The following is a 16,483-nucleotide window of genomic DNA, read 5'->3' as shown; positions in this document are numbered from 1 at the left end:
GAGAAGGGTCGTAAAAGGGACGTCAGTAGATTTAACTGAAAATCCCGAACTTGCTTGAACAGAGAAGTAAACAAGTCCGGGTAATCAGCAATATAATTGCTTTCAGGCAGTCCTTAGAAAACCATTTCCGGTACATGATCAGGAACGATCAACTTACCTTCAGTTTTAGCGATGATCTCTTCAACAGAGATACCTGGAGCGCGCTCTTTGAGGATGAAAGCGCCATCTTCAATTTCCAAATATGCCAGATCAGTTAATACTTTTTTGATACAGCCTGCGCCGGTCAGTGGAAGCGAACATTTAGTCAGTAGTTTTGACTCACCGTGTTTAGAGGCATGAGTCATAGTGACGATAATGTTATCGGCACCCGCCACCAGATCCATTGCGCCGCCCATACCTTTGATGAGCTTGCCAGGAATCATGTAAGAGGCAATATTCCCCTCTACATCAACCTCAAATGCACCTAAAACAGTCAGGTCAACATGACCACCACGGATCATGGCAAATGATTCGGCGGATGAGAAGATAGATGCGCCTGTGGCGGCCGTTACTGTCTGTTTACCGGCATTGATCATATCGGCGTCGATTTGATCTTCAGTCGGAAATGGTCCCATACCGAGCAGTCCATTCTCTGACTGCAGCATAACTTCCATGCCTTCCGGAACATAATTAGCAACCAGTGTTGGGATGCCGATACCTAAATTTACGTAGTAGCCGTCCTGCAGTTCGCGGGCTACACGGATTGCGATTTGTTCACGTGTTAGTGCCATCTTAATAACCCCTTACTTACGGACTGTGCGTTGTTCGATACGTTTTTCAAAAGTACCCAGAATCAGGCGATCAACATAGATTCCCGGCGTGTGGATTTGTGACGGGTCTAATTCGCCCGGCTCCACAATCTCTTCCACTTCTACTACTGTGATTTTACCTGCAGTAGCTGCCATTGGGTTGAAGTTCTGAGCTGTGTGACGATAGATGACGTTGCCGTATCTGTCGGCTTTCCAGCCTTTAACAATGGCGAAATCACCGGTTACTGATTCTTCCATTATGTAGTTACGGCCATTGAATTCACGGACTTCTTTGCCTTCAGCTACCGGTGTACCGTAACCCGTCGCGGTGAAGAATGCAGGGATACCTGCACCACCCGCGCGCATTTTTTCAGCGAGTGTGCCTTGAGGTGTTAATTCTACTTCCAGCTCACCCGCGAGTAACTGCTCCATAAACAGCGCATTTTCACCGACGTAAGAAGAGACCATTTTTTTAACCTGACGGTCTTCCAGCAAGATGCCCAGACCAAAACCGTCAACACCGCAGTTGTTGGAAACAATCGTCAAATCCTTAGTGCCCATTTTTTTCATTTGAGCAATAAGGTTCTCAGGAATACCGCAAAGACCGAAACCACCGGCGATCACTGTCATACCATCTTCAAGACCAGCCATCGCTTCTTCGTAGCTATGTACTACTTTATCAAAACCCGACATTAAATATCTCCATGCCTTGTAGCTTATTGTTATTCGGCCCGTCTCGTGCAGAACTGAAATGAGACGGTTTTATAGTTTGTTAAGTGTCTTATACTCTTTTATATTTATCCAATGAAATTAATAGAAGAATTAATAAATTTATTAAATGAATATATCTATTAAGCAATTGCGTGCGTTCGTGGCCGTTGTTAAGACGCGTAGCTTTACTGAGGCCTGTGCGTTAGTACATCTTTCGCAGCCCGCATTAAGTGTGGCTATTAAAAATCTGGAAGAGGGGTTAGGAGGTCCGTTGTTATCGCGTACGACAAGAACTTTGTCGCTGACGCCGGAGGGTGAAGCTTTCTATCCCCGGGCTCAGCGCTTGCTGGCAGACCTGGATGAAGCGTGTGATGAAATGCATAGTCGTTTTTCTCTGTTTCGTGGCAAGGTGGCAATCGCTAGCATGCCATCTTTCGCTTCGAATCAATTGCCGACTGCAATCCGTAATTTCCGGGATAAATATCCTCATATTAATATGACGGTACATGATGTCATCGCTGAAGATGTTGTTGATATGGTACGCGATGGGCGAGTAGAGGTGGGGGTGTCTTTTGATCCTGGTGACACTGAGGATCTATTGTTTCACTCGCTGTTCGATGATCGGTTTATTGCCGTGCTTCCTCAACAGCATGCTTTGCTGAGTCAAACCATAGTTCAGTGGGAAGCTTTGTTGCAAGATGACTTTATCATTTTGCAGCGGCCTTCCAATATTCGTCTGCTTGTTGATCGAATGCTTGAAAAACAAGGCATGACAATTGTACCTCAGTTCGAAACACACCAATTGGCTACCATCGGTAGGATGGTTGCTACGGGTTTGGGTGTGAGTGTGGTGCCTTCGCTGTGTTTAGGGCAGATGACTGAATTAGGTGCTGTATGCCGGCCTTTAGAAGCGCCGGTGATTAGTCGCCAGGTAGGGGTTATAACACGACGGCGCTATCCATTATCTGCCGCCGCGAAGGGCTTAGTGGATGTTCTCTTAACAACGTATTAGTAAAGCATCAGTATTGTTTTTCTTACTGTTATTGCGTTGCTAATTGATCAACCTCTTTCCACACTGGATTGCCCCAGAGCGGCACGGTCGATAACGAGTGTTTGTGGCTTCCTTCTATCTCTTTGGTTGAGTAACTGACATAGATGAGCGTTTTATTCTCCGCATCATAGATGCGTCGGACTTTCAGGCTTTTGAAAAGAATGCTTTTAGATGTTTTAAAAACCACTTCGCCATCTTTGCTTTTATCGATAGCAGCGATCATAGCAAGGGTGATGAGGCCGGTTTGTCGGCAGGCAATTGACATATCGGAAGGATCTGCAAAATCAAGATTGGCCTCAACATGTGCAATATGACAACTGACACCTGGCACTTCAGGGTCTTTGACGATTACAAGTTTGATGTCTTTTGTGGTGAATATACCCAGGCTGACGTTGCCAACTTCATTGTCAGAACATCCGCTTAAAATAAGAGTGCTGGTGAGAAGGGTGAAAGCAGCAAAAGATTTTAGCATGGTAACCTCATGAAAATAGGCAACAATCTGTGCCTACTCTGCATAGAAAATTTTGGTAAGCTGATCTCATTGTTACATTAAAGAAGTGAAACGGGAATGAAAATAGCAGTTTTTTGCGGGTCTGGTCGTGGTGTGAATCCAATATTTGCAGACAAAGCCCGGCAGTTGGGGCAGTTGTTAGTACAGCAAGGGCATGAACTGGTATATGGCGGTGGTAAGACCGGCTTGATGGGTGTGATCGCCGATAGCGTGCTTGAGGCGGGTGGCAAGGTTTATGGTGTTATGCCGCTTACACTAACAGATAAAGAGATTCAGCACAGCGGCGTGACCGAGCTATTTATTGTTACCGACATGCATGAGCGAAAAGCAAAAATGGCAGAGCTGGCAGATGCTTTTATTGCGATGCCTGGTGGAATAGGAACGCTCGAAGAGATTTTTGAAATCTGGACATGGGGGCAGCTTGGTTATCATTACAAGGCATGCGGTTTCCTGAATATTAATGGTTATTATGATCAGTTATTAGGCTTCATAGATACGGTAGTTAATCAGGAGTTCATGCGCCCGGAATATGCACAGATGATGCAGGTGAGTGCAGACGCTGAAGAGCTGCTTGAGCTTTTAATCAATTATCAAGCGCCTGCGCAGAAGTGGAAATAACAGTATGTTGTTGAGTTTTCAGTCAATATTGCCGTTGTTTTTAATGATTGCACTAGGGTATCTGGCAAAACGTACCGTCTTTGATGTCAAAATGCTGCCTGGTCTTAATCAGTTTGTTTATTATCTGGCCGTTCCCGCGTTACTGTTTAATGCTGCCAGTAAAGCGCCTATCGACAATCTCATCAATGCCCCTGCCTTGGCAGCTTTTTTTATAGGCGTGATACTCACGGCTATGGTTGTGTTGGTTGTCAGTCGTACATTATTTAATGCCAGGCATGCAGAGCAGCGAGTGCTACGCGCCTTAAACGGGACCTTTTCAAACTACGCCTACATGGGTATTCCGCTGACCTTTGCTATTTTCGGAGAGGAGGCGTATGTGGCAACGGTGAGTATTATTTTGGTAGGTAATGTATTTCTGATTGGTGGTGCTCAGATTTTTATTGAAGCGATTCGCCAGAAAGAGATTGGATTAAAACCCATTTTGTCTATTTTGGACCGCTCGCTACTGCGTAACCCGATTTTTCTCTCGACAATGTTAGGGCTGTTCGTTTCAGCGAATCAGATTCCCATGCCTGATGCGATCGATACCTTATTAATTATGCTCTCGCCAGCGGCCGTACCGGTTGCTCTGTTTTGTCTTGGGGCGAGTTTGCAGTTTGCAAAAACCAGCATCGATTTGGCAGAGCTCGGGTGGATGGTATTTGTAAAGTTGTGTCTGCATCCGGCACTGACATTAAGCGCATTTTTGTTGCTGGATATCAATGATCCTATCTGGATGGCAACGACTGTGTTATTGACGGCGCTTCCAACCGGAGCGTTAGCGCATGTGGTTGCTTTGAAATATGATGTTTTTGAAAAAGAAACATCACAAATTGTCGTGGTCTCAACGGTTGTGTCTCTGCTGAGTGTTACTTTATGGATGAGCGGGTTGCAGTGACACGCTATATCAAGGTGTTTTTAGCGACTTCTGGGTTTAGCTTTAGAATGAGTGGTTCTTCTTTTATTAGCCGCAGTGGCTGAAGCAGTGGATGATGAGCGCGATGATGAAGAGTGTTGTCGCTTCGCTATCTTAGCGATGGGGGGGATATCGACAACTTCTTCTCTGTACTCTCCGGGTTGCAATGCGCCCAGCGTCCAGGTGCCTATTGCATAGCGAATCAGGCGCAATGTAGGGAAGCCGACGGCCGCTGTCATGCGTCGTACCTGGCGGTTTTTTCCTTCGGTTATTTTGAGTTCAATCCAGCTGGTCGGTATCTCTTTTCGCTCACGTATGGGCGGGTTTCGCTGCCAAATGTCAGGTTCGGCAATTAACTCAGCTTTTGCGGGGCGTGTTTTACCATCTTTTAGCGCAACGCCGTTGCGCAACTGTTTAAGAGCATCATCGCTTACCTTGCCTTCTACTTGAGCCCAGTAGGTCTTTTCCATTTTAAATTTTGGGTGTGCCAGTGTGTGCTGTAGTGAGCCGTCGTCCGTGAGTATCAATAAGCCTTCTGAATCGTAATCGAGCCTGCCTGCGGCATAGAATCCAGGTTTTTGAATATAGTCGGCCAGTGTTTTGCGGCCATCTTGATCGGTGAATTGTGTAAGTACCTGAAATGGCTTGTTAATGATTAAGATATTAGACATGGATCCTATTTCTGTAGTATGAGTAAGGTATGGCAATATGCTAGATCTGCAGGTTTTGTTAATTATGCCTGTCGATACTTATTTCTACGAATCTATTTAATGATTTTCATTGGAGTAGAGCGATGAGTTACAGCAATATTATGATTCCGGCAAAAGGCGAGAAGATCACAGTGAATGCCGATTTCTCACTGAACGTGCCTGACAACCCTATTATTCCATTTATTACCGGTGATGGTATTGGTGTCGATGTTACACCACCCATGATCAGTGTAATTGATGCTGCGATTGAAAAAGCGTATGGCGGTACACGTAAAATTTCCTGGATGGAGGTTTATGCAGGGGAGAAAGCAACTCAGGTGTATGACCAGGATACTTGGATGCCAGAGGAAACACTGCAAGCATTTAAGGAGTTTGTTGTTGGGATTAAGGGGCCGTTGACCACGCCTGTTGGCGGTGGGATTCGTTCCTTGAACGTAGCGTTGCGCCAAGAGTTGGACCTGTATGTATGCCAGCGACCTGTGATGTGGTTCAAAGGTGTCCCCAGCCCTGTTAAGCAGCCAGAAGATGTTGATATGGTTATTTTCAGAGAGAACTCAGAAGATATCTATGCGGGTATTGAATGGAAAGCGGGTTCTGATGACGCTAAGAAAGTAATTAAATTTCTCACCGAAGAGATGGGTGTCACTAAAATTCGCTTTGAAGAAAATTGTAGTATTGGTATCAAGCCCGTGTCAAAAGAGGGTACACAGCGTCTGGTGCGTAAAGCCTTACAGTACTGTATCGATAATAACCGTGACTCACTGACGCTGGTACATAAAGGCAATATCATGAAATTCACGGAAGGTGCATTTAAAGACTGGGGTTACGAGTTAGCGGCTGAAGAATTTGGCGCTGAACTCTTGCATGGCGGCCCATGGATGGTGTTTAAACACCCGGTGACAGGTAAAGATATTATCGTTAAGGATGTGATAGCGGATGCGATGCTGCAACAAATACTACTGCGTCCGGCGGAGTACGATGTTATTGCTACGCTAAACCTGAATGGTGATTACCTCTCAGATGCGCTGGCCGCTGAAGTCGGAGGAATCGGAATAGCACCCGGGGCAAATTTATCTGACAGTATTGCTATTTTTGAAGCCACTCATGGCACAGCACCGAAATATGCAGGCCAGGACAAGGTGAACCCGGGTTCATTGATTTTGTCGGCTGAAATGATGTTGCGGCATATGGGCTGGGTTGAGTCAGCTGATTTGGTATTAAAAGGTATGAATGCTGCCATCAGCGCTAAAACAGTGACTTACGATTTTGAGCGTTTGATGGAAGGAGCCACCTTGTTATCATCGTCAGAGTTTGGGGATGCGATTATTAAGGGGATGTAGGCAAATGAAAAAAACCAGCTATCTAGTAGCTGGTTTTTGTGGTGCCATTTATGCCTCAGCTTGAGGCAGAGGGGTAATGTTAACCGCATGTGTGCCTTTTGGGCCGGGTGTAGTTTCAAAACTGACGGGCTGTCCTGCTTTGAGGCTCTTGTAACCCTCGACTTGTATGGCTGAGTAATGAGCAAAGAGGTCTTCAGTATGGTTTTCATCCGCTACAATGAAGCCAAAGCCTTTTGCATTATTAAACCACTTTACTTTCCCTGTCTGCATTACAAACTCCCATTTTAACTAATTTACTGGCTTACATGCAGAGAGTAAGCCTGAACTGCAAAGCTCACACCTGCTACAATGTTCTATATAGAAGGTGTGACTCGTTGACTCAGAGACAATGTATAGTATGTTTACTGCCCCTGTTTAAATCGAGTATAACATTGTGATGGGGTGACGCTAATTGTTCTTAAGTTTACCCATAATTTTTATAGAGATTGTTCATGCAGGCCGAAAGAGAGTTAAAAATGACCCGGCTTTCGTCGGAAGGGGAAGAGGGAAATGAGCCTTTTTCTGATGACGGAAGTATTGCCACACAAGAGGCTTCACCCAAACTTAAAAAGCCTCCTATGTATCGTGTGGTGTTGTTAAATGATGATTACACTCCGATGGAGTTCGTTGTTGAGGTGTTGATGATATTTTTTAGTATGACGCAGGAGCAGGCAACACAGGTGATGTTGGCTGTACATACGCAAGGTAAAGGTGATTGTGGTGTATTTTCTCGTGATGTCGCTGAAACTAAAGCGGCACAAGTGAATCAATACTCTAGAGATAATAAGCATCCTTTGTTATCTGAAGTGGAAGCTGTTTAGCGGAGACATAGCTATGTTGAATCGTGAACTGGAAGAAACATTAAGTGCGGCCTTTAAAGGCGCCAGAGACAGTCGTCATGAATTTATGACGGTTGAGCACTTGTTGTTAGCTCTGCTTGATAACAGGGATGCTCACAGAGTGTTGGCAGCGTGTGGCGCTGATGTAGATGCACTGCGCACAGCGCTTAGTTTATTTATAGAAGAAACGACGCCGTTATTACCGGACAACATACCGGCGATGGAGACCCAGCCTACCTTAGGATTTCAGCGTGTATTGCAGCGTGCTGTCTTTCATGTCCAATCTTCAGGCAAGAGCGAAGTAACAGGCGCTAATGTCGTTGTAGCTATCTTTAGTGAGCAAGAAAGCCATGCTGTTTATGTGTTGCAGCAGCAAGGCGTTGAGCGTGTTGACGTGGTGAACTACCTGTCGCATGGTATCTCTCGTGTTGGTCAGGACGATCATGAAGGCGATGGTGTGCTGGAATCGGACGGTACATCGAAAAGTAACGAACCCAGTGCGCTGAGTAAGTATGCAGTCAACCTGAATCAGGAAGCAGCAGAAGGGCGCATTGACCCACTGATTGGACGTAGTAGTGAGGTTGAGCGCGTTATCCAGATTCTCTCTCGTCGGCGTAAAAATAATCCATTACTGGTCGGTGAGGCCGGTGTCGGAAAAACGGCTATCGCAGAGGGGTTGGCAAAACTTATAGTTGAAGACCAAATCCCTGAAGTAATGAACGGCAGTATTGTTTATTCACTTGATCTGGGAGCGCTGCTGGCAGGAACTAAATACCGTGGTGATTTTGAGAAGCGCCTAAAAGCGTTACTCAATGAAGTGAAAGTTAAAGATAATGCGATTCTGTTTATAGATGAGATTCATACCATTATTGGTGCTGGCGCTGCTTCCGGCGGCTCTATGGATGCCTCCAACCTGCTCAAACCGCTGCTGAGTTCGGGTGATTTGCGTTGTATCGGGTCGACAACTTTTCAGGAATTTCGCAGTATTTTTGAGAAGGATCGCGCACTGGCGCGACGCTTCCAGAAAGTTGATGTGCTTGAGCCTAATGTTCAGGAAACTTACGAGATTCTGTGTGGCTTGCGCAAGAGGTTTGAGCAGCACCATGAGATTGAATACACAGATGAAGCGTTAAGAGCGGCATCTGAGCTGGCAGATCGTTATATCAACGATAAGCATATGCCGGATAAAGCAATTGATGTGATCGATGAAGCCGGTGCTTATCAGCGTCTGCTGAAAGAGGCCGATCGCAGCCCGATTATCGGAGTGCATGAAGTAGAAGCTGTCGTGGCAAAAATTGCCCGTATTCCGCCTAAAACCGTCTCTGTATCAGATAAAGAGCAACTTAAAAAGCTAGACTCAAATTTGAAAATGGTGGTGCTGGGTCAGGAAGAGGCGATCTCTTCATTGTCATCGGCTATTCGGTTATCCCGTGCCGGTTTGAACGACCCTCATAAGCCTGTCGGTAACTTTTTGTTCTCAGGCCCAACGGGTGTGGGTAAAACAGAAGTCACCATGCAGTTGGCAAGGATTCTGGGTATCGAGCTGATCCGTTTTGATATGTCAGAGTATATGGAGCGCCATACAGTGTCTCGATTGATCGGGGCACCTCCGGGATACGTTGGTTATGACCAGGGCGGTTTGCTGACAGAAGCGGTGAATAAATCACCTCACTGCGTATTGTTACTCGATGAGATCGAGAAAGCCCATCCTGAAGTTTTTAATATTCTTTTGCAGGTGATGGATAACGGAACGTTAACGGATAACAATGGCCGTAAAGCAGATTTCAGGAATGTAATTCTGGTGATGACAACCAATGCAGGCGCTGATGTTATGAGCCGTCCTTCTATCGGCTTTTCGCATCAGGATCACTCAACGGACGGTATGGAGGCGATCAAGCGTCTGTTCTCTCCTGAGTTTCGTAATCGTCTGGATGCGGTCATTCAGTTTAAATCATTGCCGCCAGATATCATTATTGGTGTTGTCGATAAGTTCCTGACAGAGTTGCAGGCACAGTTGGACGATAAGCGTGTCGTGCTGCACGTCAATGATGATGCGCGAACATGGCTTGCTGAGCATGGTTATGATGAAAAAATGGGCGCGCGTCCTATGAAGCGTCTGATTCAGGACAAATTGAAAAAACCACTGGCTGAAATGATTCTGTTTGGTGAATTAGCTGAAGAGGGTGGGGAAGTTCAGGTATCGGTGGATGATCAGAATGAAATAGCGCTGAATGTAACAGTGGCAGCCTAAGGCTGCCACTGGGGGAATTTCAGGATCTGGTATTTAACTATTTGGTGTTAAGCCAAAGGAGGTTAAGCCAGATCGATTGTACTAACGGGCACGATATACGATGCGGCCTTTGGTCAAATCGTATGGTGTTAGTTCAACTTTTACTTTGTCACCCGTTAAAATACGGATATAGTTTTTACGCATTTTGCCAGAGATATGAGCGGTAACTACATGACCATTCTCGAGCTCTACGCGGAACATGGTGTTTGGCAGCGTGTCAACCACGGTACCTTCCATTTCAATGCTATCTTCTTTAGCCATTCATTACCTACCTGTGAAAGGGCTGATTTCGAACAATGTCCTATTATCAGAGCGCAGTATTTTGCCTGATTTATCTAAGGATATCAAAGAGTATTAGCCGTTTAATTACTATCTTATGAGAATCCATTGTCCGTCGATTAGAAATTCTAGCGGACGATAGGCGATTTTATACTTCATTTTGCGACAGGATTGTACCCAGTAGCCCATATAAAGGTATTCAAGATTGAGTCGGCGACACTCTTCTATCTGCCAGAGAATGGCATATGTGCCCAAACTTCGCTGATTAAAAGCAGGATCAGGGTCGTAAAATGTATAGGTAGCAGATAAACCCTGCACTAACTGATCAGTAACGGCCACCGCGATTAGTTTTTCATCCAGATAAAATTCGAGAAAATCACAGGGTTGATCTCCCTCGATTAAAAAATTGATGAATTGTTCCTTATTCGGCGGGTGCATATCCCCGTCAGCATGGCGCTGCGAAATATAATCAGAGTAAAGTTGGAAATATTCGTCAGTGTAGTGAGGTGTCGTTCTTTTAACGACAAGGTCTTTGTTTTTATTGAAAATCCGACGCTGCGTTTTATTCGGTTTAAACAGGTTAACAGGAACTCTGACTGAAATGCAGGCTTGGCAGTTGTCACAATGCGGTCGGTAAATATGTTTTCCGCTGCGCCTGAATCCCAGATTGGAGAGTTGGCTAAACGCGTTGACCGAGATACTTGAATGCGGATCGACGAACAAAGTCTTAGCTTTGTAGCCTTCAATATAGCTACAGTTATGTTCGGGCGTAGCAAAAAAATGTAATTCTTTTAACTCAGTCATCCGCTTTCACTGTTCAATATGACTTTGTCACTATCGAAGCGCCAGTCATGTGATGTTTTTGAATCTATATAGTGCCTAATGTAATCGATAAATTCATTGCGGGGAATGTTTGTTGCCCCCAAGCTTTCCAAATGGCTGTTATGCACCTGGCAATCAATCAGCGGGTAGCCCCACTTTTCCAGTTGTTGGCAGAGTGCTATAAATGCAATTTTAGAAGCGTTTTTCTGCAGGCTGAACATCGACTCACCAAAAAATAGCTTACCGATTCCCAATCCGTATAAACCGCCAATCAGTTGTTGGTTTTGCCAGACTTCAACTGAATGAGCATGGCCCTGCTGGTGGAGTTCGCTATAGGCCTTTTGCATGTCCGCTGATATCCAGGTGCCTGTGGTCGCTTCACGGGTGCTGGCGCACGCACGAATTACCTCGCTAAAGGCGGTATCAAATGTCACGCTGTAATCGTGTTTTTTGAGATGTTTACGCATGCTGCGTGATATATGGATTTGATCAGGAAGAAGCACGCAGCGTGGATTAGGGCTCCACCACAAGATGGGATCATCGTCACTAAACCACGGGAAAATTCCGTGACGGTAGGCTGCTAATAAGCGCTTGGGTGTGAGGTCGCCGCCAGCGGCTAAAAGACCATCAGGCTCATCCAATGCTGTCGCGGTGTCAGGGAAGGTCAGGTGAGTGGGGTGCAGCCAAGGAATCATCAGGAGTATTCAGAAAAGACCAAAGGCGTGCTTCATAAGGCATAGCTCATAAGGTATAGCGCCTTTGGTCTGTGGCAGTTAACTGCTTTTGCTATTGTTCCAGGTCATCTAAATAGCGTTCAGCATCCAGAGCGGCCATACAGCCAAAACCTGCTGATGTGACGGCCTGGCGGTAGACGTGATCACATACATCGCCCGCAGCAAAAACACCTTCAACGCTGGTTTGGGTGGCTTTTCCGTCAAGTCCGGACTGGATTCTCAGATAGCCATTTTTCATCTCTAGCTGGCCTTCGAAAATACTCGTGTTCGGTGTGTGTCCGATGGCAATAAAGACGCCCGACACATCCAGTTCTTGCGTAGAGCTACCGTCAGTGCTGTTCAATCGCAGGCCGGTTACACCGGAGTTGTCACCAAGGACTTCGTCGAGCTGGTGATTCCAGATAATGTTGATATTGCCATTTTTAGCACGCTCAAATAGCTTGTCCTGAAGAATCTTTTCAGAGCGAAGCGAGTCGCGGCGATGCACCAGCGTAACTTCTGCTGCAATGTTAGACAGGTAAAGCGCTTCTTCCACCGCGGTATTACCGCCACCGATAACCGCGACTTTCTGGCCGCGGTAAAAGAAACCGTCGCATGTGGCACAAGCACTAACGCCTTTGCCTTTGAAGGCTTCCTCTGATTCAAGGCCCAGATACTGTGCTGATGCACCTGTACAGATGATAAGTGCATCACAGGTGTATACGCCCATGTCGCCGGTCAGCGTGAACGGGCGATGTTGTACATCGACAGTGTGAATGTGGTCGAAAATAACTTTTGTATCAAAGCGTTCAGCATGCTGTTGCATTCTCTGCATCAGCTCTGGCCCTTGAACGCCTTCAACATCTCCCGGCCAGTTATCAACATCAGTCGTGGTGGTTAATTGGCCGCCAGCCTCCATGCCGGTAATCACAACAGGATTGAGGTTAGCGCGGGCTGCATAGATGGCCGCTGTGTATCCGGCAGGACCGGAACCAAGAATAAGAAGTTTGTGGTGCTGTGTTTCGCTCATGAATACTTGCCTTAAACTAAACGTGTCTGTGTTTACTAAAAGATGATGGGGGGAGTGTTCAAGAAATACAATCCTCAAGGGGAGTTATTTTTACGACCTGCTCCGATAATTTGTCGATACACAGCATCATATAATTTTTTCCTGAAGAGTGGCGAAGATACCCTTTGAGTGGTTCATGGCAGAGTGTGTCTGTGATCCGGGTATCAAGATTTTCGGCTTTATAGTCAATAATGTCATCGACTTCGTCCAGTACCAATGAGAAACAGGGGGTTGTTCCATCTTTTGTCAGGTGAATAATAACCGGGTGTATATCTCGTTTGAGTATCTCCTGTATCTGCTCAAGTGTTCGCAGCAGCTTTTTCAGCGTTGTACCTTTTTCGATAGATAGCAAGCGTATTGCACGTTCTCCTTGCCCTTTGTCGCGAAGTCCTATCAGGGTGTCTGCTAACTGGTGAATGAGTCGATGTGGTTCATCAACCTTGCTCATTAGTGCCAAAATATCGGTGTCCTCAGTTTTAAAGTTACCGAACCATTTACCGAAGGTGCATTGATCAGGGTCGCGTGGCAGGGTAAAGCGCTCGTTTGTGACGATCGCTTGCTCAAGTGCGCTTACCCAGTCTGTGTGAGACTGTTTATAGGTATCAATTTCTGTAATTAACTGGCTTTTATAGTCCCGGTTTCGCTTTCTATTCAGTAATGTCGCACTATCATAGACATTCACCAGCGTGTCTCTGTAATCCAGATAGCCAAGAAAGCTGGGGAATTGCTCATTTGTGATCGCTTGAATCTGTTTATATTCATCTGAAAAAGAGAGGATATTACAGGCATCTATGCCAAAATGGCTGCCGGCTATCGTAAAGGTCAGTACACGTGAGTTGTTTTGAAATAGATTGGATAAACCCATGTTTTAACCCCAGAGAGTCTTTGGTGGATGGTTTGGCTGCTGAATATAACTATAGACGGTTATTAGTGCGGCGGTAGTTCGTTATAATTGAATTTTTTGAAGATCACTATGTCGTAATCTTCGATTCTCATCAAGTCGCGCTACAATGTGTGGCTCTGAATTATGATTTTTATTTTCGTAGTAAGTACTTAAGATTAAAAGGAATGTGAGTGAAAAATAAGCTCCCTACAAGCCCTCATGCTTTTTCTGAGCTGCTAGCGCGTGTACTTAAAGTCTGCGTTTTGTTTCTGATTATTATGAGCTGTGCCTATATGTTATTAGCTATGCTCGGTTATCACCCAAAAGACCCTGGTTGGTCGCATCTTGGCTATCATGCTGGTGTGCGCAATTGGACGGGTATTTTTGGTGCATGGTTAACAGATTTGCTGTTTTCTTTTTTAGGTGTGAGCGCCTGGTTTCTACCCTTTATCATCATCTGGCCTGCGCTTCGTTTTATGCTGAGAAGGGAGGTGACTTTGTTAGATGGCCTGCCTTTCGTTATGTTGCGGGCGTCGGGCATCTTGTTATTAATGGCATCTTTATGCGGGCTGGCTTCAATTCATCTGTCTAATCAGTCGTTAGGTTTCCCTTTTACCAGCGGCGGTATTATTGGTCAGGCACTGTCGGATTGGATGGTTTCCTGGTTCAGCTTGCTGGGCAGTACGGTACTTCTTATTACGGCTGCCGGTATTGGTTGCACCTTTTATATGGAGCTTTCCTGGGATGCTATTCAAAATCGCATAGGGGGAGGCGTATTAAATGCCTATCGTTACCTTTCTGCTTTGTTTGCGCATAACGACGATAGCTCTGCTCAGGCGAGTGATTCTGCTAAGCAAAACGCCGATAAATCAAGCGCCTTGAATGATCACGGGAATAACCACGCTCAGCATAACGAGAGCGTAAGAGCATCCTTAAAAGAACGGATGCGAGCGCGTTTGGAGCCTGCTTTCAGCGCCTCAACAGGAGCCGCTAGTGATGCGGCTGATGCCTCATTTGGATCTGCGCTGAAGTCGATTAAAGGGCAGCCTGCAACTGTGAATCAGCAGAGCGCTGCAGAACCGCCTCTAGTGACGGAGGCAATCAGCGCTCACCAAAGCGTTAAGGAGTCCGGCGCAAGAGCTGAGCCCTCTTGGGAGGATGTCGATGCTGCGGATAACATTGTGCCGTTACGCACAGTGTCGCAACATCCGCCAGGTCCTGCTGTTTCGGCAAGCGCTTCCGGTCTGCCTAAAAAAGAGCTGAAAATTGTGCCGCTGGCTGAAGCTCATCAACCTATTCAGAACGATGACCATGATGCAAACTCATCGAATAAAGAGCGTCGTCCGGTACGCTCGTTACGTAAAATTCCCTCTCTCGATCTGTTAGATCCGCCTGAGTTACAAACTGATCATGGCTATTCAGAAGAAGAGCTCGAAGATATGTCGCGTTTGCTGGAAAGCAAACTGAAAGATTTTGGTGTTATTGCCGAAGTCGTTGAAGTGAATCCCGGGCCAGTTATTACTCGTTTTGAGATTCAGCCGGCGGCAGGTGTCAAAGTCAGTAAAATCACTAATCTGGCAAAAGATCTGGCGCGCTCGCTGGCTATCTCCAGTGTGCGTGTCGTTGAGGTTATTCCGGGAAAATCTGTTGTAGGTATCGAAATACCCAATGCCAGTCGCCAGATGGTGCGCCTCAGCGAAGTGCTTAACTCTAAACCTTATCTGGAAGCTTCGTCGCGATTAACCCTGGCGCTTGGTAATGATATCGCCGGAAACCCGGTGGTCGCTAACCTGGGTAAAATGCCGCATCTGTTGGTGGCAGGAACTACCGGTTCTGGTAAGTCTGTGGGTGTGAATGCCATGATTCTGAGTCTGCTATTTAAAGCGACACCCGAAGAGGTGCGTTTGATGATGGTTGACCCTAAAATGCTGGAGCTTTCCATTTACGAAGGGATTCCGCATCTGTTGACACCTGTTATTACCGATATGAAAGAAGCGGCAGGTGGATTGCGCTGGTGTGTTGGTGAGATGGAACGACGTTATCGATTAATGGCGAAAATGGGCGTGCGTAACCTTGGAGGTTTTAACGACAAGGTAAAAGCAGCGCAGCAGCAGGGAAAACCTTTGCTGGATCCTCTGTGGAATGCAGAGGAACACGGCGAGCCATTCGGAACTCCTGCGCCCGCATTGGAAACCTTACCTTATATTGTAGTCATCATTGATGAGTTTGCCGACATGATGATGATTGTTGGTAAGAAAGTAGAGGAGCTGATTGCACGAATTGCACAGAAAGCCCGTGCGGCAGGTATCCATCTGATACTGGCAACTCAAAGACCATCGGTAGATGTTATTACCGGCTTGATCAAGGCCAACGTGCCGACCAGGATTGCCTTCCAAGTTTCATCCAAGATCGATTCACGTACGATTTTGGATCAGTCCGGTGCAGAAAATCTCTTGGGTAACGGTGACATGCTGTATCTGCCAGCAGGAACCAGCGTGCCAAATCGTGTTCATGGTGCCTTTGTCGGCGATGATGAAGTGCATCGGGTCGTCGAAGCCTGGAAATTGATAGGCGAGCCTGTCTATATTGATGCGGTCTTAAATGAATCAGGTAGTGATTCGGGTGGGTCGTCAGGCGGTTTGTTCGATGAAGAACAGGATCCTCTTTATGACGAAGCCGTTGCTTTTGTCACCGAGACACGTAAGGCTTCTATCTCCAGTGTGCAAAGAAAGATGAAGATCGGCTATAACCGCGCCGCCAGAATGATTGAAACAATGGAGGCCGCAGGTGTGGTAACTGAAGCCGGTTCTAATGGCTTACGTGAAGTATTGGCACCGCCTCCGGTCAGAGGCTGATATTAAGGGA

At 46.2% G+C, this 16,483-nt stretch carries 16 protein-coding genes and 2 pseudogenes; 8 read left to right on the top strand and 10 right to left on the bottom strand.

What is annotated here, in order from left to right:
• Positions 1-113: 113 nt before the first annotated feature.
• A complete protein-coding gene (locus tag BM099_RS13140; RefSeq protein WP_090728587.1) occupies positions 114-770 on the bottom strand; it encodes a CoA transferase subunit B in 657 nt (218 codons plus the stop codon).
• 12 nt (positions 771-782) lie between these two features.
• Positions 783-1,481 carry a CoA transferase subunit A gene (locus tag BM099_RS13135; RefSeq protein ID WP_090728586.1) on the bottom strand — a complete coding sequence of 233 codons (699 nt, stop codon included), beginning with the start codon at positions 1,479-1,481 and terminating at the stop codon, positions 783-785.
• 145 nt (positions 1,482-1,626) lie between these two features.
• Between BM099_RS13135 and BM099_RS13130 the strand changes: the two genes are divergently transcribed.
• Positions 1,627-2,511, top strand: a complete 885-nt coding sequence (locus BM099_RS13130; RefSeq protein WP_232349115.1) for a LysR family transcriptional regulator — start codon at positions 1,627-1,629, stop codon at positions 2,509-2,511.
• A gap of 28 nt (positions 2,512-2,539) precedes the next feature.
• Here BM099_RS13130 and BM099_RS13125 read toward each other — a convergent pair whose 3' ends face one another.
• The gene (locus tag BM099_RS13125) at positions 2,540-3,022 is read right to left on the bottom strand and encodes a CreA family protein (protein ID WP_090728585.1); all 483 of its coding nucleotides are present in this window, start codon (positions 3,020-3,022) and stop codon (positions 2,540-2,542) included.
• 96 nt (positions 3,023-3,118) lie between these two features.
• Here BM099_RS13125 and BM099_RS13120 point away from each other — a divergent pair, with 96 nt between their 5' ends.
• Both BM099_RS13120 and BM099_RS13115 read left to right on the top strand, forming a co-directional pair.
• The gene (locus tag BM099_RS13120; RefSeq protein ID WP_090728584.1) at positions 3,119-3,679 is read left to right on the top strand and encodes an LOG family protein; all 561 of its coding nucleotides are present in this window, start codon (positions 3,119-3,121) and stop codon (positions 3,677-3,679) included.
• A gap of 4 nt (positions 3,680-3,683) precedes the next feature.
• On the top strand, positions 3,684-4,616 hold the full coding sequence (locus BM099_RS13115) for an AEC family transporter (protein WP_090728583.1): 933 nt from the start codon (positions 3,684-3,686) through the stop codon (positions 4,614-4,616).
• A gap of 20 nt (positions 4,617-4,636) precedes the next feature.
• Here BM099_RS13115 and BM099_RS13110 read toward each other — a convergent pair whose 3' ends face one another.
• Positions 4,637-5,305 carry a pseudouridine synthase gene (locus tag BM099_RS13110; RefSeq protein WP_090728582.1) on the bottom strand — a complete coding sequence of 223 codons (669 nt, stop codon included), beginning with the start codon at positions 5,303-5,305 and terminating at the stop codon, positions 4,637-4,639.
• A 122-nt stretch (positions 5,306-5,427) separates the two neighbouring features.
• On the opposite strand from BM099_RS13110, the gene icd reads away from it, so the two are divergent.
• A complete protein-coding gene (icd, locus tag BM099_RS13105) occupies positions 5,428-6,684 on the top strand; it encodes an NADP-dependent isocitrate dehydrogenase (protein WP_090728581.1) in 1,257 nt (418 codons plus the stop codon).
• A 48-nt stretch (positions 6,685-6,732) separates the two neighbouring features.
• Here the strand turns inward: icd and BM099_RS13100 are convergent, their stop codons facing one another.
• Positions 6,733-6,954, bottom strand: coding sequence for a cold shock domain-containing protein (locus tag BM099_RS13100; RefSeq protein ID WP_090728580.1), 222 nt, complete (start codon positions 6,952-6,954; stop codon positions 6,733-6,735).
• A gap of 221 nt (positions 6,955-7,175) precedes the next feature.
• On the opposite strand from BM099_RS13100, the gene clpS reads away from it, so the two are divergent.
• Together clpS and clpA are read left to right on the top strand one after the other, a co-directional pair.
• Entirely contained in the window at positions 7,176-7,544 is a 369-nt protein-coding gene (clpS, locus tag BM099_RS13095; protein ID WP_372742097.1) for an ATP-dependent Clp protease adapter ClpS, read from the top strand.
• 13 nt (positions 7,545-7,557) lie between these two features.
• Positions 7,558-9,813 (top strand): ATP-dependent Clp protease ATP-binding subunit ClpA, encoded by a 2,256-nt coding sequence (gene clpA / locus BM099_RS13090; protein ID WP_090728579.1) that lies wholly within the window; start codon positions 7,558-7,560, stop codon positions 9,811-9,813.
• Between the two features lie 81 nt (positions 9,814-9,894).
• Here clpA and infA read toward each other — a convergent pair whose 3' ends face one another.
• The 5 genes from infA to BM099_RS13065 all read right to left on the bottom strand — a co-directional run bounded on the left by infA (position 9,895) and on the right by BM099_RS13065 (position 13,600).
• Positions 9,895-10,113 (bottom strand): translation initiation factor IF-1, encoded by a 219-nt coding sequence (gene infA / locus BM099_RS13085; protein ID WP_028468938.1) that lies wholly within the window; start codon positions 10,111-10,113, stop codon positions 9,895-9,897.
• A gap of 108 nt (positions 10,114-10,221) precedes the next feature.
• Positions 10,222-10,935 carry an arginyltransferase gene (locus BM099_RS13080; protein ID WP_090728578.1) on the bottom strand — a complete coding sequence of 238 codons (714 nt, stop codon included), beginning with the start codon at positions 10,933-10,935 and terminating at the stop codon, positions 10,222-10,224.
• Entirely contained in the window at positions 10,932-11,648 is a 717-nt protein-coding gene (gene aat, locus BM099_RS13075; protein ID WP_090728577.1) for a leucyl/phenylalanyl-tRNA--protein transferase, read from the bottom strand. Before aat ends, BM099_RS13080 begins: the two co-directional genes overlap by 4 nt.
• A 91-nt stretch (positions 11,649-11,739) precedes the next feature.
• Positions 11,740-12,696 carry a thioredoxin-disulfide reductase gene (trxB, locus tag BM099_RS13070; RefSeq protein WP_090728576.1) on the bottom strand — a complete coding sequence of 319 codons (957 nt, stop codon included), beginning with the start codon at positions 12,694-12,696 and terminating at the stop codon, positions 11,740-11,742.
• A gap of 58 nt (positions 12,697-12,754) precedes the next feature.
• Complete coding sequence (locus tag BM099_RS13065; protein ID WP_090728575.1) at positions 12,755-13,600, bottom strand: CZB domain-containing protein; 846 nt, start codon at positions 13,598-13,600, stop codon at positions 12,755-12,757.
• Between the two features lie 209 nt (positions 13,601-13,809).
• On the opposite strand from BM099_RS13065, the pseudogene BM099_RS20940 reads away from it, so the two are divergent.
• Both BM099_RS20940 and BM099_RS20935 read left to right on the top strand, forming a co-directional pair.
• A pseudogene (locus BM099_RS20940) lies at positions 13,810-14,373 on the top strand (DNA translocase FtsK 4TM domain-containing protein); the annotation flags it as partial.
• Between the two features lie 609 nt (positions 14,374-14,982).
• A pseudogene (locus tag BM099_RS20935) lies at positions 14,983-16,473 on the top strand (DNA translocase FtsK); the annotation flags it as partial.
• Positions 16,474-16,483: the final 10 nt, after the last annotated feature.

It is taken from the genome of Neptunomonas qingdaonensis, from assembly GCF_900113275.1.
In the GTDB taxonomy this organism is placed as follows: domain Bacteria; phylum Pseudomonadota; class Gammaproteobacteria; order Pseudomonadales; family Balneatricaceae; genus Neptunomonas; species Neptunomonas qingdaonensis.
This window is presented reverse-complemented; position numbering and strand designations above follow the sequence as displayed.